Annotated in this window: 19 protein-coding genes; 16 read left to right on the top strand and 3 right to left on the bottom strand. The window is 70.8% G+C overall.

Annotated features, from left to right (window positions below):
- Positions 1 to 11: 11 nt before the first annotated feature.
- Entirely contained in the window at positions 12 to 689 is a 678-nt protein-coding gene (locus tag OO67_RS27640; RefSeq protein WP_033304373.1) for a potassium channel family protein, read from the bottom strand.
- Positions 690 to 755: 66 nt separating this feature from the next.
- Between OO67_RS27640 and OO67_RS27635 the strand changes: the two genes are divergently transcribed.
- Positions 756 to 1,328 (top strand): HIT family protein, encoded by a 573-nt coding sequence (locus OO67_RS27635; RefSeq protein WP_033304372.1) that lies wholly within the window; start codon positions 756 to 758, stop codon positions 1,326 to 1,328.
- Positions 1,329 to 1,365: 37 nt separating this feature from the next.
- Here OO67_RS27635 and OO67_RS27630 read toward each other — a convergent pair whose 3' ends face one another.
- Together OO67_RS27630 and OO67_RS27625 are read right to left on the bottom strand one after the other, a co-directional pair.
- Positions 1,366 to 3,036: a membrane protein gene (locus tag OO67_RS27630; protein ID WP_033304369.1), complete on the bottom strand. Its 1,671-nt coding sequence runs from the start codon at positions 3,034 to 3,036 to the stop codon at positions 1,366 to 1,368.
- Between the two features lie 133 nt (positions 3,037 to 3,169).
- Positions 3,170 to 5,419: an elongation factor G-like protein EF-G2 gene (locus OO67_RS27625; RefSeq protein WP_033304688.1), complete on the bottom strand. Its 2,250-nt coding sequence runs from the start codon at positions 5,417 to 5,419 to the stop codon at positions 3,170 to 3,172.
- Between the two features lie 280 nt (positions 5,420 to 5,699).
- On the opposite strand from OO67_RS27625, the gene pgsA reads away from it, so the two are divergent.
- The 15 genes from pgsA (at position 5,700) to OO67_RS27550 (ending at position 21,194) form a co-directional block, all read left to right on the top strand.
- A complete protein-coding gene (gene pgsA, locus OO67_RS27620; RefSeq protein WP_033304687.1) occupies positions 5,700 to 6,386 on the top strand; it encodes a phosphatidylinositol phosphate synthase in 687 nt (228 codons plus the stop codon).
- Positions 6,383 to 7,306 (top strand): phosphatidylinositol mannoside acyltransferase, encoded by a 924-nt coding sequence (locus tag OO67_RS27615; protein ID WP_033304368.1) that lies wholly within the window; start codon positions 6,383 to 6,385, stop codon positions 7,304 to 7,306. Before pgsA ends, OO67_RS27615 begins: the two co-directional genes overlap by 4 nt.
- Positions 7,303 to 8,463, top strand: coding sequence for a glycosyltransferase family 4 protein (locus tag OO67_RS27610; RefSeq protein WP_033304365.1), 1,161 nt, complete (start codon positions 7,303 to 7,305; stop codon positions 8,461 to 8,463). The genes OO67_RS27615 and OO67_RS27610 overlap by 4 nt, the downstream gene beginning before the upstream one ends.
- Positions 8,464 to 8,601: 138 nt before the next feature.
- Complete coding sequence (locus OO67_RS27605) at positions 8,602 to 9,147, top strand: LemA family protein (protein ID WP_033304363.1); 546 nt, start codon at positions 8,602 to 8,604, stop codon at positions 9,145 to 9,147.
- Between the two features lie 186 nt (positions 9,148 to 9,333).
- Entirely contained in the window at positions 9,334 to 10,254 is a 921-nt protein-coding gene (pdxS, locus tag OO67_RS27600; protein WP_033304361.1) for a pyridoxal 5'-phosphate synthase lyase subunit PdxS, read from the top strand.
- 6 nt (positions 10,255 to 10,260) lie between these two features.
- A complete protein-coding gene (gene pdxT / locus OO67_RS27595; RefSeq protein ID WP_033304360.1) occupies positions 10,261 to 10,854 on the top strand; it encodes a pyridoxal 5'-phosphate synthase glutaminase subunit PdxT in 594 nt (197 codons plus the stop codon).
- Between the two features lie 61 nt (positions 10,855 to 10,915).
- Positions 10,916 to 11,668: a YebC/PmpR family DNA-binding transcriptional regulator gene (locus OO67_RS27590; RefSeq protein ID WP_033304359.1), complete on the top strand. Its 753-nt coding sequence runs from the start codon at positions 10,916 to 10,918 to the stop codon at positions 11,666 to 11,668.
- A gap of 122 nt (positions 11,669 to 11,790) precedes the next feature.
- Positions 11,791 to 12,324: a crossover junction endodeoxyribonuclease RuvC gene (gene ruvC, locus OO67_RS27585; protein WP_033304357.1), complete on the top strand. Its 534-nt coding sequence runs from the start codon at positions 11,791 to 11,793 to the stop codon at positions 12,322 to 12,324.
- A complete protein-coding gene (gene ruvA, locus OO67_RS27580) occupies positions 12,321 to 12,947 on the top strand; it encodes a Holliday junction branch migration protein RuvA (protein ID WP_033304356.1) in 627 nt (208 codons plus the stop codon). The genes ruvC and ruvA overlap by 4 nt, the downstream gene beginning before the upstream one ends.
- Positions 12,948 to 13,027: 80 nt before the next feature.
- Positions 13,028 to 14,113, top strand: coding sequence for a Holliday junction branch migration DNA helicase RuvB (gene ruvB, locus OO67_RS27575; RefSeq protein ID WP_033304354.1), 1,086 nt, complete (start codon positions 13,028 to 13,030; stop codon positions 14,111 to 14,113).
- A 168-nt stretch (positions 14,114 to 14,281) separates the two neighbouring features.
- On the top strand, positions 14,282 to 14,755 hold the full coding sequence (gene yajC, locus OO67_RS27570) for a preprotein translocase subunit YajC (RefSeq protein WP_033304353.1): 474 nt from the start codon (positions 14,282 to 14,284) through the stop codon (positions 14,753 to 14,755).
- Between the two features lie 147 nt (positions 14,756 to 14,902).
- Positions 14,903 to 16,657 (top strand): protein translocase subunit SecD, encoded by a 1,755-nt coding sequence (gene secD / locus OO67_RS27565; protein ID WP_033304352.1) that lies wholly within the window; start codon positions 14,903 to 14,905, stop codon positions 16,655 to 16,657.
- A gap of 1 nt (position 16,658) precedes the next feature.
- The gene (secF, locus tag OO67_RS27560; protein WP_033304351.1) at positions 16,659 to 17,765 is read left to right on the top strand and encodes a protein translocase subunit SecF; all 1,107 of its coding nucleotides are present in this window, start codon (positions 16,659 to 16,661) and stop codon (positions 17,763 to 17,765) included.
- Complete coding sequence (locus OO67_RS27555; protein WP_078598313.1) at positions 17,762 to 18,319, top strand: adenine phosphoribosyltransferase; 558 nt, start codon at positions 17,762 to 17,764, stop codon at positions 18,317 to 18,319. Before secF ends, OO67_RS27555 begins: the two co-directional genes overlap by 4 nt.
- A 157-nt stretch (positions 18,320 to 18,476) precedes the next feature.
- Positions 18,477 to 21,194, top strand: a complete 2,718-nt coding sequence (locus OO67_RS27550; RefSeq protein ID WP_033304350.1) for a RelA/SpoT family protein — start codon at positions 18,477 to 18,479, stop codon at positions 21,192 to 21,194.
- Positions 21,195 to 21,434: the final 240 nt, after the last annotated feature.

Raw genomic sequence — 21,434 nt, 5'->3', positions numbered from 1 at the left:
CCCCCGGGGAGCTACGCGCTCCCCGGGGGCCTCCGCTCGTCCTCCCGGGTGAACACCTGCAACAGCCAGGACGAGAACGAACCCGTCACCGCCCCCAGCAGCGCCAGCCCGCAGGCCATCAGCCCCGCCGCGACGACCCGGCCGCCGAACGTGACCGGTACGGCGTCCCCGTAACCCACCGTGGTGAGCGTCGCGCACGCCCACCACACCGCGTCCCCGAACGTGCGGATCGTGGAGCCGGGCGCTCCCTTCTCCTGGTGGTACACCGCGAGCGCCGCGGAGAAGCCCAGGAGCACGGTCGTGAGTCCCGCGTACGTCATCACCCGGGCGTACAGGCTCAGCCGGGGCCGCTCCCGGCGCTTCTGGACCGCCGTGTAGAGCTGGACCACGCGCAACGGGCGCAGCAGCGGCAGCAGGAGGACGATCGTGTCCAGCCAGTGGGTGCGTACGAAGTGCCGGCCCTGACCGCTGAGCCGGAGCCGTACGCCGTAGTCCACGGCGAAGAGCAGCCAGGCGGCGGCGACGAGGGCGAGCGCGACGTCGCGCCACGGCTGGGCGTCGAGAGGGGCGAGGACGCGGACCGCGTAACCGGTGAGGAAGACCAGGGCCGCGGCGAAGAGCGGCACCTCGGTGCGCTGCTCCCATTCCTTCAGCCGGTCGGGGACGGGGGCCGTGGGGCGGTCGCTCATGGCGTCAGCATCGCGGTGCGCGGGCGCGCTCGGCCCCGGCGACACGCGCGGGAGGAGCGACGCAATATGCTGACCGGCATGACGAGTGAGCCGGAGCAGCAGATCGGAGTGGGGACGCCCGACGCGTTCCAGCGCCTGTGGACGCCCCACCGGATGGCCTACATCCAGGGGGAGAGCAAGCCGAGCGGTCCGGGAGCCGGGGACGGCTGTCCGTTCTGCGAGATTCCGTCGAAGTCCGACGAGGACGGGCTGGTCATCGCGCGTGGTGAGAAGGTCTACGCGGTGCTCAATCTGTACCCGTACAACGGCGGGCACCTGATGGTGGTGCCCTACCGGCACGTGGCCGACTACACGGAGCTCGACGGCCCGGAGACCGCGGAGCTGGCCGACTTCACCAAGCGGGCCATGGTCGCGTTGCGGGCCGCCTCCGGGGCGCACGGCTTCAACATCGGGATGAACCAGGGCGCGGAGGCCGGCGCGGGCATCGCCGCCCACCTCCACCAGCACGTGGTGCCGCGTTGGGGCGGGGACACCAACTTCATGCCGGTCGTCGGACACACGAAGGTGCTCCCGCAGCTCCTCGGGGACACCCGGACGATGCTGGCCGGCGTGTGGCCGGCCGGGCCCCTGTCCGTCTGAGCGGGATCCCGCCCCGGGCGTGGTCGCCCGGGCGGGCTCACGCGTCGTAGACGTCGGCCTTCCTCGGGGCGGGGTCCTGGACCAGGCCGCTGAGGATCATGGAGCGGTTGTCGAAGCGCTCGGTGTCGACGCCGTGTTCCTTCAGGACCCGCATCGTCGCGGAGTGGACGACGCGCAGGACCGGGGTGGCCGTCCGCATGGCGTCGTCGGCCATGAAACGGTGGCCCCAGGGCTTCGCCGCCCAGGCGTGGCGCAGACCGAAGGGCTCGGGCAGGACGATCTTGCCGCCCAGGTAGTCGAGCAGCGGCGGGTACCAGGTGAAGGGGGCGCGCAGCGCGAGCCTCACGACCTCGCTGGCCTTGACGAGGGGGAGCGTGATCTTCCGCGTCTCCCAGAACCTGACCGCCTTCTTGACCGTCTTGGTCGCCGCCTCCGGCTTGGTGAGGAAGAGCGAATGGACGGGGCCCAGCGCGTGGCCGGTGACCTCGATCCGCAGCGTCTCGTGGAGGACGGTGACGGTGATCAGCATCGTGATCACCAGCTGGCCGTCCCAGAGCGTGAACTGGACGCCCAGGTAATGCCGGTTGCCACTGCCGAACTGCTGGTGGTTGCAGATGCGCTGTATCTCGTGGGGCTTGACCTGGAAGGTGGCGACGTCCTCGCCCTCGGGGCGGGAGACGGAGTCCGCGTTCTCGCCGACGGGGGTGACGATCCAGTGCTTGACGGACGGGGTGGGGAAGCCGCCGGTGTTCAGCGGCCCGCGCTCGAGCATCTTCAGCTGGTCGTGGATGGCCCGTACGACGTCCCAGCTGCGGAACTGGTGGATCTCCCTGGTGGGGTCCTCCGGTGTGAGCTCCTCGGCGAGCTGCCAGCTGCCCCAGCGGGTACCCATGCCGAGGACGCCCTTGGGGCCCGCGTAGAAGACGGAGTTGGACTGCTGCTCGGCGGAGAGCTTCTCCAGCCCCTGGCGCAGGGCCTCGCGGGCGGTCTCGTTGGGGTTCTTGGGTACGGCTTCGGGGATCTTCGCGCTGACGCCGGAGCCGGAGAGGAGCCCTTCCCAGCGAGCGCGCAGGTCCTTGACCGAGTCCTCCGCGATCCGTTTGGCGAGCAGCCAGCCGATCAGCGGGGCGATGGCGGCGGCACGCAGGTAGAGGCCCAGCAGCCCGGTGAGCGGCATGGCGATCAGGAAGAACGCGGCGGCGCCGCCGAGCGCGACGAGCAGGATCCCGCCCAGCCCTTGGATGAACTTGTCCTTGGACCTGTTGAGGAAGTCACGGAGCCGGAAGGCGAGTACCCAGAGGACCAGGCCGGGCAGGAAGGCGAAGCCGAAGACCGCGGTGACCAGGGTCAGCTTCGTGTCGCGCGCCTTGCGCAGCCGTGTCGCGGACAGGCAGTGCTCGACGACGGTCTGCGGGTCGGTGCCGAAGGACTGGATGAGCGCGTTGCGGCCGCCGCCGAGCATGCGTTCCTGGACGGCCCTGGAGAACGCCTCGCCCAGATTCGGCTTGAAATAGTCGGACTTGAACAGCTTGGACTCGCCCGGCTTCACCTCGGACTTGTGCCACTCGCTGTTGGCCTTGAGGATCTCCGTCACATCGCTGTCGCGGTACGCGGCGGAGGCGAGGGCGTTGGTCGCCACCGCCTGTCCTCCCGAACCCTGGAGCGGGATCTGCGCTCCGGGAGAGAAATCGAATCCGTCGTTGGCCACTGTCGCCCCCACTCGCCCGCACGGTCTGCTCCTGCGGCTGTTCCCAACTACCGTACGTCGCACACCTTCTGAGCTGGGCCCACAGACTATCGTCCGGGCCGTGCCTCCGCCCGCCGACGAGGCCGCGGGGCGGTCACGAGGCGCCAGAACCGGTCAACCAGCTCACCTTTGTGCTGTTTTCCTGTGCTTCGCGGATGCGGTCGGCGAGTTGCGGAGGCATCGGTTCGTGCCGGGCGTACGCCCGGTCGAACCGTCCGGCCCCATGCGTCAGGGAGCGGAGGTCGACGGTGTACCTGCCGATCTCCGCCTCCGGCACCTCGGCCCGTACGAGCGTGCGTTCCCCGGCCTCCTGTTCGGTGCCGACGACCCGGCCGCGCCGCCCCGCGAGATCACTCATGACGGCACCCACGTAAGCGTCGGGGACCAGGACGCCGACCTCCGCGACGGGTTCGAGCAGCTGTACGCGGGTGGTGGCGGCGGCCTCGCGCAGCGCCAGCGCACCGGCGGTCTGGAAGGCGGCGTCGGAGGAGTCGACCGAGTGTGACTTCCCGTCGACCAGGGTGACGCGTACGTCGACGAGCGGGTGGCCGGCCGCGACACCGCGCGCCGCCTGGGCGCGGACCCCCTTCTCCACGGACGCGACGAACTGGCGCGGCACCGAGCCGCCGACCACCTGGTCGACGAACTCGATGCCCGTACCGGGCGGCAGTGGCTCCACCTCGATCTCGCAGACCGCGTACTGGCCGTGACCGCCCGACTGCTTGACGTGCCGGCCGTGCCCGACGGCACGGGAGGCGAACGTCTCGCGCAGCGGTACGCGATGGGGTTCGGCGTCGACCTGGACGCCGTACCTGCTGCGCAGGCGTTCCAGCGCGACCTCCGTGTGCGCCTCGCCCATGCACCACAGCACGACCTGGTGGGTGTCCTGGTTCTGCTCCAGACGCATCGTGGGATCCTCGGCGACCAGGCGCGCCAGGCCCTGCGAGAGCCTGTCCTCATCGGCCTTGCCGTGGGCGCGGACCGCCAGCGGGAGCAGCGGGTCGGGCATGACCCACGGCTCCATCAGCAGCGGGTCGCCGTCGCCCGAGAGGGTGTCCCCGGTCTCCGCACCGCCGAGCTTGGAGACGCAGGCCAGGTCTCCGGCGATACAGCTGTCCAGGGGGCGCTGCTGCTTGCCGAAGGGTGCGGAGAGAGCTCCGGCCCGTACATCGGCCTCATGGCGGGGACGCGCTCCGCCCCCGGGCCCGGAGAGACCGTGGCCGCAGACGTGCACGGTGTCCTCGGGTCGCAGGGTGCCGGAGAAGACACGGACGAGGGAGACCCGCCCCACGTACGGGTCGGACGAGGTCTTCACCACCTCGGCGAGCAGGGGTGCCGACGGATCGCAGACCGGGGCGGGGCGCGGTGCGCCGTCCGGGGTGGTGACCGCCGGCAGGGTGCGCTCCACGGGGGAGGGGAAGCCGCGGGTGATCAGGTCGAGGAGCTCCACGGTGCCGACGCCCTGGCGGGCGCCCTCGACGGCGGGCGCGGCGGTGAGGAGGGGGTGGAAGGAGCCGCGTGCGACGGCGCGTTCCAGATCCTCGACGAGGATCGGGGCGTCGATCTCGCCACCACCCAGGTAGCGCTCCATGAGGGTCTCGTCCTCGCTCTCGGCGATGATCCCCTCGATGAGCCGGGCACGGGCCTCCAGGAGGGGACCGCGCCGGTCATCGGCGGGCGGGGTCTCCCGCCGTTCCCCCGAGGAGTAGTCGAGGACGCGCTGGGTGAGGAGTCCGGTGAGCCCGGTGAGCGGGGCGTGGCCGTCCGGGCCCTCCGGCCCCTGCACCGGCAGGTAGAGGGGAAGCACGGCGTCGGGGTCGTCGTGCCCGAAGATCCGGCCGCAGATCCGGGTCATCTCGTCGAAAGACGTGCGCGCGGTGTCCAGGTGCGTGACGACGACGGCTCGTGGCATCCCGACCGCCGCGCACTCCTCCCAGAGCGCGCGGGCCGTGCCTGCCACCGCGTCGGCCTCCTGGGCGGCCGAGACGACGAAGAGGGCCGCGTCCGCCGCGCGCAGACCGGCCCTGAGCTCCCCGACGAAGTCCGCGTAGCCGGGGGTGTCCAGCAGATTGATCTTGTAGCCGCCCCATTCGACGGGGACCAGCGAGAGCTGTACGGAACGTCGTCGGCGCTGTTCGATCTCGTCGTGGTCGGAGACGGTGGCGCCGTCCTCGACCCGGCCGGCCCGGTTCAGCGCCCCGGCCGTCAGCGCGAGTGCCTCGACCAGGGTGGTCTTTCCCGAGCCGCTGTGGCCGACCAGCACCACGTTCCGTACGGACGCGGGCCGGTCGGCCGTCGCTGCCCTGCCGGCGGCCCCGGTGTGCGTGTGTGTCCTGTCACCCATGATGCGTGCCTCCCGATCGGTGGTGGCGCGGTACCGCAAGAGCGCCGGGGAGTGGATGCACGGGCACGGGGGAGCCGTCGCGGCGGCTTCGGTCACGCCCGCGGTCATTCGAGCTTTTCACTCGTGCCGGAGGTCGTCCATACGACGCACACGGCGACGCAGGGCTTCCCGGACCTCCGGCGGACGGGGTGCCCCGCCTTACCCGGCACGGCTGGTGACTACGATGGGCCAGCCGGTGGCCGAAGGGGCCGCACGGCGCCCACCGAACCTCGGGAAGGCCATGCTGAACAAGTACGCGCGTGCATTTTTTACGCGTGTCCTCACACCGTTCGCCGCTCTGCTGCTCCGCCTCGGGGTCAGCCCCGACGCGGTCACTCTCGTCGGTACGGCCGGAGTGATGGCAGGTGCGCTGGTCTTCTTCCCGATGGGGGAGTTCTTCTGGGGCACGATCGTGATCACGGTCTTCGTCTTCTCGGACCTCGTCGACGGCAACATGGCCCGGCAGGCCGGGATCTCCAGCCGGTGGGGCGCGTTCCTGGACTCGACGCTCGACCGGGTCGCGGACGGGGCGATCTTCGCCGGGTTCGCGCTCTGGTACGCGGGCAGCGGCGACGACAACGTGCTGTGCGCGGTCGCGATCTTCTGCCTGGCCAGCGGTCAGGTGGTCTCGTACACGAAGGCGCGGGGCGAGTCGATCGGACTGCCGGTCGCGGTGAACGGACTGGTGGAGCGCGCCGAGCGCCTCGTGATCTCGCTGGTCGCGGCCGGCCTCGCCGGACTGCACGGATTCGGGGTGCCGGGCATCCAGGTCCTGCTGCCGATCGCGCTGTGGATCGTCGCCCTGGGCAGTCTGGTCACGCTGATCCAGCGGGTGGTGACCGTGCGCAGGGAGTCGGCGGAAGCCGATGCCGCCGCGGCCGCCGCCCAGGGCGGGACGGCGGACCAGGGGAGCGAGGCCGCGCAGTGAGCGGCACCGGAATCGATCTGAGGGGACGGCTGACCGACGGGCTCTACGGCCTCGGCTGGGGAGTGGTCAAGAAGCTTCCCGAGCCGGCCGCGGCCGCGCTCTTCCGCACCCTGGCCGACCAGGTGTGGAAGCGGCGCGGAAAGTCCGTGCTCCGCCTCGAGTCGAACCTCGCCCGGGTGGTGCCCGACGCGGACGCCGCCCGGCTCGCCGAGCTGTCGAAGGCCGGCATGCGCTCGTACATGCGCTACTGGATGGAGTCCTTCCGGCTGCCGACCTGGAGTCCGCAGCGGATCAAGGCGTCCATCAACGTCCGCGACGTCCACCGGATCACCGAGGCTCTCGACTCGGGCCAGGGCGTCGTGGCCGCGCTGCCGCACCTGGGGAACTGGGACCTGGCGGGAGCGTGGGCCACCACGGACCTGAAGGTGCCCTTCACGACGGTCGCCGAGCGGCTCAAGCCGGAAAGCCTCTACGACCGCTTCGTGGCCTACCGCCAGGGCCTGGGCATGGAGGTCCTGCCACACAACGGCGGGTCCGCGTTCGGGACCCTGGCCCGGCGGCTGCGCGCGGGCGGGCTGGTCTGCCTCGTCGCCGACCGCGATCTGTCCGCCTCCGGCGTCGAGGTGGACTTCTTCGGCGACACCGCCCGCATGCCCGCCGGTCCGGCTCTGCTGGCCCAGCAGACCGGTGCGCTGCTGCTGCCCGTCACCCTCTGGTTCGACGGCACGCCCGTGATGCAGGGGCAGGTCCATCCGCCGGTCGCCGTACCGGAGACAGGTACCCGGATCGAGAAGACGTCCGCCATGACACAGGCGCTGGCCGATGCCTTCGCCACCGGGATCGCCGAGCATCCGGAGGACTGGCACATGCTGCAGCGGCTCTGGCTCTCGGATCTGGACCCCCAGGGGGAAGCTCCGTGAAGATCGGCATCGTCTGCCCGTACTCCTGGGACGTTCCGGGCGGGGTGCAGTTCCACATCCGTGACCTGGCCGAGCACCTGATCCGTCTCGGCCACGACGTCTCGGTGCTCGCGCCCGCCGACGACGAGACACCGCTGCCGCCCTACGTCGTGTCCGCGGGCCGGGCCGTGCCCGTCCCGTACAACGGCTCCGTCGCCCGGCTGAACTTCGGGTTCCTGTCCGCCGCCCGGGTCCGGCGCTGGCTCAACGAGGGCACCTTCGACGTCATCCACATCCACGAGCCCACCTCGCCCTCGCTGGGCCTGCTCACCTGCTGGGCGGCGCAGGGGCCGATCGTGGCCACGTTCCACACGTCCAACCCGCGTTCCCGGGCCATGATCGCGGCGTACCCGATCCTCCAGCCGGCGCTGGAGAAGATCAGCGCGCGGATCGCGGTGAGCGAGTACGCGCGGCGGACCCTGGTCGAGCACCTGGGCGGGGACGCCGTGGTCATCCCCAACGGTGTCGACGTGGACTTCTTCGCCGGGGCCGAGCCGAAGGCCGAGTGGCAGGGCGGCACGCTCGGTTTCATAGGACGCATCGACGAGCCGCGCAAGGGGCTGCCCGTCCTGATGAAGGCGCTCCCCGCGATCCTGGCAGCCCGTCCGGAGACCCGGCTGCTGGTCGCGGGGCGCGGCGACGAGGAGGAAGCGGTCGCCTCGCTGCCGCGGGAGATGCGCCCGCGCGTCGAATTCCTCGGCATGGTGAGCGACGAGGACAAGGCACGGCTGCTGCGCAGCGTCGACGTGTACGTCGCTCCGAACACCGGCGGCGAGAGCTTCGGCATCATCCTGGTCGAGGCGCTGTCGGCGGGAGCGCCCGTCCTCGCCAGTGACCTGGACGCGTTCGCGCAGGTGCTCGACCAGGGAGCCGCGGGCGACCTGTTCGCCAATGAGGACGCGGACGCGCTGGCCTCGGCCGCGATCCGGCTCCTGGGCGACCCGGAGCGGCGTGCGGGACTGCGGGAGCGGGGCAGCGCGCACGTGCGCCGCTTCGACTGGACGACCGTCGGTGCGGACATCCTCGGGGTGTACGAGACGGTGACGGAGGGAGCCGCGTCCGTGGACACCGACGAACGCACGGGACTCCGGGCACGCTTCGGCCTCGCCAGGGACTGAGCGTCGTCGCCGGGCCCGGTGCCTGAGCCCCGCCGGTAGGCGCGGTGCCTCCGCCCCGGCGGATACGCCCGCCCGGCAGCCGGGCCGGAGCGTACCGGCGGGCTACGAGGGCCCCCTCCGACGGTAGCCTTGCCGCCCGTGATCGAAATCCTCATCTGGACCGTCGTCGCGCTCTTCGCGATCGGCCTGTATCTCAGCTGGACCGCCGGGCGGCTCGACCGGCTCCACGCCCGCATCGACGCTGCCCGGGCGGCACTGGACGCCCAGCTGCTGCGCCGTGCCTCGGTCACCCAGGAGCTGGCCACGTCCGGGGTCCTGGACCCCGCCGCGTCGATCGTGCTCTACGAGGCGGCGCACGCGGCGCGGCAGGCCGAGGAGGACCAGCGCGAGGTCGCCGAGAGCGAGCTGAGCACCGCCCTGCGGGCCGTGTTCGGCGAGGTGGCGCAGGTCGAGGCGGTGAAGGAGTTCCCCGGCGGCGAGGACGCGGCTCGGGAACTGGCCGCCGCCGTACGCCGCGTACCGATGGCGCGCCGCTTCCACAACGACGCGGTGCGCGCCGCACGGGCGCTGCGCAGGCACCGGACGGTGCGGCTGTTCCGGCTCGCGGGCCACGCCCCGTTCCCGCTCGCGTTCGAGATGGACGACGCGCCGCCGGTCGCCCTGGCCGACCGGCCCGGCAGCTGAGGGCGGACCCGCTCCGGGAGGGGGGACGGGCCGGCCCGGCAGGAGGGGACGGACCGTTCCGGGAGCCCCGAGTGCGGTGCGGAGCGGTCCACGGGGTGTTCATTGGCCCTTGCTGTGGACTGCTTCCGGAGCGTTTGCTCGGGGCTGCAGAATCCAGCGTCTTTCCACCCCCAGTGAGGTCGATCCGTGTCCACGCTTCCCAGCACCCCGCAGTCCACCGAGACCCCGGCCACCGGCACCGCCCGAGTCAAGCGCGGCATGGCCGAGCAGCTCAAGGGCGGCGTGATCATGGACGTCGTCAACGCCGAGCAGGCGAAGATCGCCGAGGACGCGGGCGCCGTGGCGGTCATGGCCCTGGAGCGGGTGCCGGCGGACATCCGCAAGGACGGCGGCGTGGCCCGGATGTCGGACCCCAACATGATCGAGGAGATCATCGAGGCCGTCTCCATCCCCGTCATGGCGAAGTCCCGCATCGGCCACTTCGTCGAGGCCCAGGTGCTGCAGTCCCTCGGCGTCGACTACATCGACGAGTCCGAGGTCCTGACCCCGGCCGACGAGGTCAACCACAGCGACAAGTTCGCCTTCACCACCCCCTTCGTCTGCGGCGCCACCAACCTGGGCGAGGCCCTGCGCCGTATCGCCGAGGGCGCCGCGATGATCCGCTCCAAGGGTGAGGCGGGCACGGGCAACGTCGTCGAGGCGGTCCGGCACCTGCGCCAGATCAAGAACGAGATCGCCCGGCTGCGCGGTTACGACAACAACGAGCTCTACGCCGCCGCCAAGGAGCTCCGCGCTCCCTACGAACTGGTCAAGGAGGTCTCCGAGCTCGGCCGGCTCCCCGTCGTCCTGTTCTCGGCCGGCGGCGTGGCCACCCCCGCGGACGCGGCTCTGATGCGTCAGCTCGGCGCCGAGGGCGTCTTCGTGGGCTCCGGCATCTTCAAGTCCGGCGACCCGGCCAAGCGCGCCGCCGCCATCGTGAAGGCCACCACCTTCTACGACGACCCGAAGATCATCGCGGATGCCTCGCGCAACCTCGGCGAAGCCATGGTCGGCATCAACTGCGACACGCTGCCCGAGGGCGAGCGCTACGCCAACCGCGGCTGGTAAGCACCGATGACCGACACCCCTGTCATCGGAGTCCTGGCTCTCCAGGGCGACGTACGGGAACACCTGATCGCCCTGGCCTCGGCGGACGCCGTGGCCAGGCCGGTCAGGCGGCCCGAGGAGCTCGCCGAGGTCGACGGGCTCGTCATACCCGGTGGTGAGTCCACCACGATGTCCAAGCTGGCCGTCCTCTTCGGCATGCTGGAACCGCTGCGCGAACGGGTGGCCGCCGGGATGCCGGTCTACGGCACCTGCGCCGGCATGATCCTCCTGGCCGACAAGATTCTCGACCCTCGCTCGGGCCAGGAGACAGTCGGCGGCATCGACATGATCGTGCGCCGTAACGCTTTCGGGCGGCAGAACGAGTCCTTCGAGGCCGCGGTCGAGTTCGCCGGGGTGCTCGGAGGGCCCGTCGACGGCGTGTTCATCCGGGCCCCCTGGGTGGAGTCGGTCGGCGCGCGCGCGGAGGTCGTCGCGGTGCACGGCGGGCATATCGTGGCCGTACGCCAGGGAAACGCCTTGGCCACCTCGTTCCACCCGGAACTGACCGGCGACCACCGCGTGCACGCGCTCTTCACCGAGATGGTGCGCTCCGTGGGCTGACCCGACCCCGGTAGGATCTCTCGGGTTCGGATCGATTTTGGTGACGCGAAGGAGAAGGCAGATGTCCGGCCACTCTAAATGGGCTACGACGAAGCACAAGAAGGCCGTGATCGACGCCAAGCGCGGCAAGCTCTTCGCGAAGATGATCAAGAACATCGAAGTCGCGGCCCGTACGGGCGGTGCCGACGTGTCCGGCAACCCGACTCTCTTCGACGCCATTCAGAAGGCGAAGAAGAGCTCGGTCCCGAACAAGAACATCGACTCGGCGGTCAAGCGCGGCGCCGGCCTCGAGGCCGGCGGCGCCGACTACGAGACGATCATGTACGAGGGCTACGGGCCGAACGGCGTCGCGGTGCTCATCGAGTGTCTCACCGACAACCGTAACCGCGCGGCGTCCGACGTCCGCGTCGCCATGACGCGCAACGGCGGTTCGATGGCGGACCCGGGCTCGGTCTCGTACCTGTTCAACCGCAAGGGTGTCGTGATCGTCCCCAAGGGTGAGCTGACCGAGGACGACGTGCTCGGAGCGGTGCTGGACGCGGGTGCCGAGGAGGTCAACGACCTCGGTGACACCTTCGAGGTGCTCAGCGAGGCCACCGACATGGTCGCGGTCCGCACGGCGCTCCAGGAGGCCGGCATCGACTACGACTCGGCCGAGGCCAACTTCGTGCCGACCATGCAGGTCGAGCTGGACGAAGAGGGCGCGCGCAAGATCTTCAAACTGATCGACGTGCTGGAGGACAGCGACGACGTGCAGAACGTCTTCGCCAACTTCGACGTCTCCGACGAGGTCATGGAGAAGGTCGACGCCTGAGGCGGGCGACACGTGGTCACACCGACGGGCCGACGGGACACACCCCGTCGGCCCGTCGCATTGTCAGCGGTAGCCGATAGCCTGCGGGAACAGATGACCGAAGCGGCGGAGGGGGCCCATTCATGCGGGTGCTGGGCGTGGACCCGGGGCTGACCCGGTGCGGTGTCGGAGTCGTCGAGGGGGTGGCCGGCCGGCCGCTGACCATGGTCGGCGTCGGCGTCGTGCGGACCCCGCCCGACGCGGAGCTCGGCCACCGGCTCGTCGCCATCGAGCAGGGCATCGAGAGGTGGCTCGACGAGCACCGGCCCGAATTCGTCGCCGTGGAGCGGGTGTTCAGCCAGCACAACGTGCGTACGGTGATGGGCACCGCGCAGGCCAGCGCCGTCGCGATGCTCTGCGCGTCCCGCCGCGGCATCCCGGTCGCCCTGCACACCCCCAGCGAGGTCAAGGCCGCCGTCACCGGATCGGGGCGCGCCGACAAGGCACAGGTCGGGGCCATGGTGACCCGGCTGCTGCGGCTCGACGCTCCGCCGAAGCCGGCCGACGCGGCCGACGCCCTCGCCCTCGCCATCTGCCACATCTGGCGTGCGCCCGCGCAGAACCGACTGCAGCAGGCCGTCGCCGCCCATCGCACGCTGAAAGGCCGTACCGCATGATCGCCTTCGTCTCCGGCCCGGTGGCCGCCCTCGCCCCGGCCACAGCCGTGATCGAGGTCGGCGGCATCGGCATGGCCGTCCAGTGCGCCCCCGGCACTCTCGCGGGCCTGCGGATCGGGCAGGAGGCCAAGCTGGCCACCTCCCTCGTCGTGCGGGAGGACTCGCTCACCCTCTACGGCTTCGCCGACGACGACGAGCGCCAGGTCTTTGAGCTGCTCCAGACCGCCAGCGGCGTCGGTCCCCGGCTCGCCCAGGCCATGCTCGCCACCCACAGCCCGGACGCCCTGCGCATCGCCGTCGCCACGGGTGACGAGAAGGCGCTCACCGCGGTGTCCGGCATCGGCAAGAAGGGTGCCCAGAAGCTCCTCCTCGAGCTCAAGGACAGACTCGGTGAACCGGTCGGCGCCCACATCGGGCAGCAGGGCATCGGCGCCGCCGTCAGCAGCTCCTGGCGCGACCAGCTGCAGGCCGCCCTGATCGGCCTCGGCTACGCCACCCGCGAGGCGGACGAGGCGGTGACAGCCGTGACACCGCAGGCCGAAGCGGCGGTCGCCGAGAGCGGCCAGGCCCCCGTGCCCCAGCTGCTGCGCGCCGCTTTGCAGACACTCAACCGCGCACGCTGACCCCAGGGGCCCGCGCGCCCCGTACGCCGGCCGGAGCACCGCCCGGACCGGCACCGAAGACCCGAGGCGGGACTGACGAGATGAACTGGGACGAGACCGGAACCGACACCGGCGAGCTCACGGACGAGCGGCTGGACGACCGGCTGGTCGACGCCGGAGCGGACGGCGAGGACACCGCGGTCGAGGCCGCCCTGCGCCCGAAGGACCTCCACGAGTTCGTCGGCCAGGAGAAGGTCCGCGAACAGCTCGACCTGGTCCTCAAGGCCGCCCGTGCCCGGGGTGCCACAGCCGATCACGTCCTGCTCTCCGGCGCTCCCGGGCTGGGCAAGACGACCCTCTCCATGATCATCGCGGCCGAGATGGGCGCGCCGATCCGGATCACCTCCGGCCCCGCCATCCAGCACGCCGGGGATCTCGCCGCGATCCTTTCCTCGCTCCAGGAGGGCGAGGTCCTCTTCCTCGACGAGATCCACCGCATGTCGCGGCCCGCCGAGGAGATGCTGTACATGGCGATGGAGGACTTCCGGGTCGACGTCATCGTCGGCAAGGGACCCGGCGCCACGGCCATCCCGCTGGAGCTTCCGCCGTTCACACTCGTCGGCGCCACCACCAGGGCAGGACTGCTGCCGCCGCCGCTGCGGGACCGTTTCGGCTTCACCGGTCACATGGAGTTCTACGCCCCCACCGAGCTGGAGCGCGTCATCCACCGCTCCGCCGGACTGCTCGACGTGGCCATAGACACCGCGGGCGCCGCCGAGATCGCCGGACGCTCCCGGGGCACGCCCCGCATCGCCAACCGTCTGCTGCGCCGCGTGCGGGACTACGCCCAGGTCAAGGCCGAGGGGCGGATCGACCGGGACATCGCCGCCGCCGCACTGCGGGTCTACGAGGTCGACGCACGGGGTCTCGACCGGCTCGACCGCGCGGTGCTGGGCGCCCTGCTGAAACTCTTCGGCGGAGGCCCGGTCGGGCTCTCCACCCTCGCGGTGGCCGTGGGGGAGGAGCGCGAGACGGTCGAGGAGGTCGCGGAGCCCTTCCTCGTCCGGGAAGGGCTGCTCGCGAGGACCCCGCGGGGCAGGGTCGCCACCCCGGCGGCATGGGCTCACCTCGGACTCGTGCCACCGCAGCACGGCGCAAAGGGACAACAGGGCCTGTTCGGGGCGTGACACCGGACGGGCTGGCCAGCAGGGGAACCACGGTGCGATGCTGGACGTTGTTCCAATGATGCGGACTCGCTTAGACTCCGCCGATGCCGCCCGTACAGGTCGGTGTACCCACCCCCGTAGACCAGCCCGCGTTGATCCAGCGTGGTCGTGCGAAGGAAGTTCCGTCCCGTGAGTCTCGTGACCCTCCTCCCCTTCATCGTGCTCATCGGGGCCATGTTCCTGATGACCCGGTCCGCCAAGAAGAAGCAGCAGGCGGCTGCGCAGATGCGCGACGACATGCAGCCCGGTACAGGCGTCCGGACGATCGGAGGCATGTACGCCACCGTCAAGGAGATTCAGGAAGACACGGTTCTCCTCGAGGTCGCGCCCGGCGTCCACGCCGTCTACGCCAAGAACTCCATCGGCGCCGTCCTGGACGACGCGGAGTACAACCGCATCGTCCACGGCGACGACGAGCTGGAGGGTGACGACACGGTCGTGCCCGACGACGCCTCCTCGCTCACCACCGGTGGGTCCCCGGACGACGTCGCGAAGATCGACCTGGGCAAGAAGGCCGAGGATGACGACGCGCCGAAGGAGACCGAGGCCAAGAGCGCCGAGGCCAAGGACGCCAAGGCCGACGGCGAGGGCGACGCGAAGTAGTTCCACGACCCAGAGACGCCGGACACCCACAGGTGTCCGGCGTCTCACGGGCCGTGCGGTCTTCTGCGGGGGCGGGTCCCCACAACACTTCGTGGCCGCTCGGGCGCGTACCCGGCGCGGGGCGGTTGGACAGGGAGAAACGAAAAGGTGGCAGCACCGAAGAAAGGCCGGGGCTCAACCGGTGGACAGGGCAGGCCGGGCCGTGCCCTGGCTCTGATCCTCATCGCCATGGTCGCCCTGACCGGCGGGATGTTCCTGTCAGGTCACACCACGCCCCGGCTCGGTATCGACCTTGCGGGCGGCACCTCGATCACCCTCAAGGCGAAGAGCCAGCCCGGCAAGCCTGAGGCGATCAACGAGACCAACATGAACACCGCGGTCAGCATCATCGAACGCCGTGTCAATGGTCTGGGCGTTTCCGAGGCCGAGGTTCAGACCCAGGGCGCGTCGAACATCATCGTCAACATCCCCAAGGGGACGAATTCGAAGCAGGCCCGGGAGCAGGTCGGGACGACCGCCCAGCTCTACTTCCGGCCCGTGCTCACGGTCACCGGCGGCGAACCCACCCCCGAAGGTTCCGCCAGCCCGTCCCCGAGCGGTTCCGGGAAGCCGAGCGCCACGCCCAGTGCGAAGGCGAGCGACCCGGAGACTGCCTCCGATTCGAAGGCGACGCCCTCGGCGAGTGCCACCACCCAGGGCCGTGCGGTCACCGGCGCCCTGAAGAAGGACACGACGCCGACCCCCTCCGCCAGCGCCCCCGGTGCGGCGGAGACCCCCGCGGCGACCGAGACGCCCGACGCCGCCACCGCAGCGCTCGAGAAGAAGTTCACCGCGCTGAACTGCACCGACGAGGCCGCCCGCGCCAAGGCCGGCGACGGCGTCAAGCCCGAGGACCCCACGGTCGCGTGCAGCTCCGAGGGTGACGCCAAGTACCTCCTCGGCCCGGCCGAGGTCTCCGGTACGGACGTCGACGACGCGAAGGCCCAGTTCGACCAGCAGCGCGGCATCTGGCTCGTCTCCATGGAGTTCACCGACAAGGGCTCCAAGAAGTTCCAGACGATCACGAAGAAGCTGTCGACGCAGCAGTCCCCGCAGAACCAGTTCGCGATCTCCCTCGACGGTGAGGTCGTCTCCGCACCCCAGGTGAACGAGACGCTCAGCGGCAGCGCCGAGATCTCCGGCAGCTTCACCCAGCAGTCCGCGGAGGACCTGGCCAACGTCCTCTCCTACGGTGCGCTCCCGCTGTCGTTCAGCGAGGACACCGTCACCACCGTCACCGCCGCGCTCGGCGGCGAGCAGCTCGAGGCCGGTCTGATCGCCGGTGCCATCGGACTGGCCCTGGTCGTCATCTACCTGGTGGCCTACTACCGCGGCCTGGCGTTCATCGCGCTTCTCAGCCTGCTGGCATCCGGAGTCCTGACCTACACGATCATGGCTCTGCTCGGCCCGGCCATCGGCTTCGCGCTGAACCTCCCGGCCGTCTGCGGTGCCATCGTGGCGATCGGTATCACGGCGGACTCGTTCATCGTCTACTTCGAACGCATCCGGGACGAGATCCGGGAGGGCCGCACGCTCCGCCCGGCCGTCGAGCGCGCCTGGCCCAGGGCCCGGCGCACCATCCTCGTGTCGGACTTCGTGTCGTTCCTCGCCGCGGCCGTGCTCTTCCTCGTCACGGTCGGCAAGGTCCAGGGCTTCGCGTTCACGCTCGGTCTCACGACCCTGCTCGACGTCGTCGTGGTGTTCCTCTTCACCAAGCCCGTCATGACACTGATGGCGCGCACGAAGTTCTTCGCCAGCGGTCACCCGTGGTCCGGCCTGGACCCGAAGCGGCTCGGCGCCAAGCCGCCGCTGCGCCGCTCCCGCCGCGTCAACGTCCGCACCGACCACCCGAAGGAGGCGTGAGATGTCGCGACTCGGCAATCTCGGCGCCCGGCTCTACCGTGGCGAGGTCGGTTACGACTTCATCGGCAAGCGCAAGATCTGGTACGGCGTCTCGATCCTGATCACCATCACGGCCATCCTCGGCGTGGTGGTCAGCGGCCTGAACATGGGCATCGAGTTCAAGGGCGGCGCCGTCTTCACGACGGACACCAAGGCCAAGGTGTCCGTCTCCCAGGCCCACGAGGACGCGGTCGCGGCCTCCGGCCACGAGGCGATCGTCCAGGAGCTCGGCAACGGCGGGCTCCGGATCCAGATCACCGAGGTCGACACCCAGAAGGCCGACGAGATCAAGGCCCAGCTCTCCGAGGACCTCGGCATCCCCGAGGCGGAGATCAACGCGGACCTGGTGGGCCCCAGCTGGGGTGAGCAGATCGCCAACAAGGCCTGGGCCGGCCTCGGCATCTTCATGGTCCTCGTGGTGATCTACCTGGCCATCGCCTTCGAGTGGCGTATGGCCGTCGCCGCGCTCATCGCGCTGATCCACGACATCACCATCACCGTCGGCGTCTACGCCCTCGTCGGCTTCGAGGTCACGCCCGGCACCGTGATCGGTCTGCTGACCATCCTCGGTTACTCCCTCTACGACACGGTCGTCGTCTTCGACAGCCTCAAGGAGGGCACGGCAGGGATCACCAAGCAGACCCGCTGGACGTACAGCGAGATCGCCAACCGCTCCATCAACGGCACGCTGGTGCGCTCCATCAACACCACCGTCGTCGCCCTGCTTCCGGTCGCCGGTCTGCTGTTCATCGGTGGCGGTGTGCTCGGCGCGGGCATGCTGAACGACATCTCGCTGTCGCTCTTCGTCGGCCTCGCCGCAGGCGCGTACTCCTCGATCTTCATCGCCACCCCGCTGGTCGCCGACCTCAAGGAGCGCGAGCCGCAGATAAAGGCACTGAAGAAGCGCATCCTCGCCAAGCGTGCCGCCGCGGCGGCCAAGGGCGAGTCCGTCGAGGACGAGCGCGACGACCGGGCCGAGGACCTCGACGACACCGAGCACGCCGGGGCGGTCGTCGGCCAGCGCCGGCAGCCCGGAGGCCACGGCCGGACTCCGAGGAACCGCCGGTGACCAGTACGAGCATCACCGACGCCACCCGGGAGCTCCTGCTCAGCCGGATCCGTGACGTGCCGGACTATCCGAAGCCCGGAGTGCTGTTCAAGGACATCACCCCGCTGCTCGCGGACCCGGTCGCCTTCAGCGCGCTCACCGACTTCTTCGCGGAGCTGTGCGTGCGGCACGGGGCCACCAAGATCGTCGGCCTCGAGGCGCGCGGTTTCATCCTGGCCGCGCCGGTAGCGGTCCGGGCCGGACTCGGGTTCGTACCCGTGCGTAAGGCCGGGAAGCTGCCCGGCGCCACGCTCGGGCAGGCCTACGAGCTGGAGTACGGCACGGCGGAGATCGAGATCCACGCCGAGGACCTGGCCGCCGACGACCGGGTCATGGTCATCGACGACGTCCTGGCCACCGGCGGCACCGCCGAAGCCTCGCTGGAGCTGATCCGGCGGGCCGGAGCACAGGTCGCCGGGGTGTCGGTCCTCATGGAGCTCGGCTTCCTCGCAGGCCGCGCCAGGCTCGAGGCAGGGCTGCGGGACGCCCCGCTGGAGGCTTTGATCACCCTCTGACCTGCGCCGCGAGCGTGGGAACGTGAAGGACGGGTACCCGGGAACATCCGGGTACCCGTCCCGCGTTGTGAGGGGTTCCACACTCCCAGGGCGAGGACCTGTCCGGGGGTCGATACCATGGGCTTTCCGGTAGCCCGGATCCGCACGAGGAGCGCTCTTGCCAGACGAGGCCCAGCCAGCCGCCGCCCCGCAGCCCGAAAGGCCCGCGGCGGCCTCCGCCACGCCCGGGAAGGCGCAGTCCGGGGGGGCGGGCACGCCCGGAGACGCCGGCGAGCGCACCCAGGGCCCTGCCCAGGATCCGGCCTCCCGAACGCCCACCGCTCAGGCGAAGCCGTCCCCTCCCGGCGGAGCGAAGCCGACGCCCCCTCCCGGCACGAAGGCCGCGCCGTCCTCGGGAGCGCAGCACGTACCCCCGGCGAAGCCCGCCCCCGGATCCGCCGCGCCGGAGCCTCCGGCACCGGCTCCCGCCCGGACGCCACCGGCCCCCGCGCCGACGCCCCCGGCTCCCGCTCCCGCGGCGAAGCCTCCGGCCCGGTCGGCCGCCACCCCGCCGGCCACGCCCGCGCGTTCCGGCGGCTCCTCCAACCGGGTCCGGGCCCGCCTCGCCCGGCTGGGCGTACAGCGCTCCAGCCCGTACAACCCGGTCCTCGAACCCCTCCTGCGCACGGTCCGGGGCAACGACCCCAAGATCGAGTCCGCAACGCTGCGCCAGATCGAGAACGCCTACCAGGTCGCCGAACGCTGGCACCGGGGCCAGAAGCGCAAGAGCGGCGACCCCTACATCACCCACCCGCTGGCCGTCACCACGATCCTCGCCGAGCTCGGCATGGATCCGGCGACACTGATGGCAGGGCTGCTGCACGACACAGTCGAGGACACCGAGTACGGCCTGGACACCCTGCGCAAGGACTTCGGCGACCAGGTCGCGCTGCTCGTCGACGGCGTCACCAAGCTCGACAAGGTCAAGTTCGGCGAGGCCGCCCAGGCGGAGACCGTACGCAAGATGGTCGTCGCCATGGCCAAGGACCCCCGGGTCCTCGTCATCAAGCTCGCCGACCGGCTGCACAACATGCGCACCATGCGGTACCTCAAGCGGGAGAAGCAGGAGAAGAAGGCCCGCGAGACCCTCGAGATCTACGCGCCGCTGGCTCACCGCCTGGGCATGAACACCATCAAGTGGGAGCTGGAGGACCTCGCCTTCGCGATCCTCTACCCCAAGATGTACGACGAGATCGTCCGCCTCGTCGCCGAGCGCGCGCCCAAGCGTGACGAATACCTCGCCATAGTGACCGACGAGGTCCAGGCCGACCTGCGTGCCGCCCGGATCAAGGCCACCGTCACCGGACGGCCGAAGCACTACTACAGCGTCTACCAGAAGATGATCGTGCGGGGCCGCGACTTCGCGGAGATCTACGACCTGGTGGGCATTCGCGTCCTCGTCGACACCGTCCGCGACTGCTACGCGGCGCTCGGGACCGTCCACGCCCGGTGGAACCCGGTGCCCGGGCGGTTCAAGGACTACATCGCGATGCCCAAGTTCAACATGTACCAGTCGCTGCACACCACGGTGATCGGTCCCAGCGGCAAGCCCGTCGAGCTGCAGATCCGTACGTTCGACATGCACCGTCGCGCCGAGTACGGCATCGCCGCGCACTGGAAGTACAAGCAGGAAGCCGTCGCGGGCGCCTCCAAGGTCCGTACCGACATCCCCAAGAACACGGGCGGCGGCCGGGGCCAGGACACCGTCAACGACATGGCGTGGCTGCGCCAGCTCCTGGACTGGCAGAAGGAGACGGAGGACCCCAGCGAGTTCCTGGAGTCCCTGCGCTTCGACCTGTCGCGCAACGAGGTCTTCGTCTTCACGCCGAAGGGCGACGTGATAGCGCTGCCCGCCGGTGCGACGCCGGTCGACTTCGCGTACGCCGTCCACACGGAGGTGGGCCACCGGACCATAGGGGCACGGGTCAACGGGCGGCTCGTACCGCTGGAGTCGACCCTCGACAACGGCGACCTGGTGGAGGTCTTCACCTCCAAGGCGGCCGGTGCCGGGCCCTCCCGCGACTGGCTCCAGTTCGTCAAGTCGCCCCGGGCGCGCAACAAGATCCGCGCCTGGTTCTCCAAGGAGCGGCGTGACGAGGCGATCGAGCAGGGCAAGGACTCCATCGCGCGGGCCATGCGCAAGCAGAATCTGCCGATCCAGCGGATCCTGACCGGCGACTCCCTGGTCACGCTGGCGCACGAGATGCGCTACCCGGACATCTCGTCCCTGTACGCGGCGATCGGCGAGGGCCATGTCGCCGCGGCGGGCGTGGTCCAGAAGCTCGTCCAGGCGCTCGGCGGCGAGGACGCGGCCAACGAGGACCTGGCGGAGAGCTCGCCGCCCTCGCACGGGCGCGGCAAGCGCAGGGCCAAGGCGGATCCGGGTGTGGTCGTCAAGGGGGTCGAGGACGTCTGGGTCAAGCTGGCCCGCTGCTGCACGCCCGTGCCCGGCGACCCGATCATCGGATTCGTCACGCGCGGCAGCGGAGTCTCCGTGCACCGCGCGGACTGCGTCAACGTCGACTCGCTCTCGCAGCAGCCCGAGCGGATCCTCGACGTCGAGTGGGCCCCCACCCAGTCGTCGGTCTTCCTCGTCGCCATCCAGGTCGAGGCGCTGGACCGCTCCCGGCTGCTCTCGGACGTCACCCGGGTCCTGTCGGACCAGCACGTGAACATCCTGTCGGCCGCCGTGCAGACCTCGCGGGACCGGGTGGCCACCTCGCGCTTCACCTTCGAGATGGGCGACCCCAAGCACCTGGGACACGTCCTGAAGGCCGTACGCGGCGTGGAGGGCGTCTACGACGTCTACAGGGTCACCTCGGCGCGCCGCCCGTAGCGCACCCGGCGTCGGCCCCGTCGGCGACGGGGCTCCGGCCCACGTCGCGGCGGGACCGCCCGGCCACGCGTCGACTCGTTCCGCCCGTGCTCCGGGCCGTCCGCGGCCGGTGCCGTCGTCGCGGTGCCGGACGAGGGCGACGGTCCGGCGGCGAACGCCGTGCCGCTCAGGAGAGGAGCGGGGCCAGGGCGGTGGCCGCGGCGTTCGGTGCGGCCCGGGTGGGTCTCACAGGGGGGACCT

Origin of the sequence: Streptomyces atroolivaceus, assembly GCF_000717025.1 — a bacterium.
GTDB classification, from domain to species: Bacteria; Actinomycetota; Actinomycetes; order Streptomycetales; family Streptomycetaceae; genus Streptomyces; species Streptomyces atroolivaceus.
The sequence above is the reverse complement of the archived record's forward strand: the minus strand, read 5'-3'. Positions and strand labels throughout refer to the sequence as shown.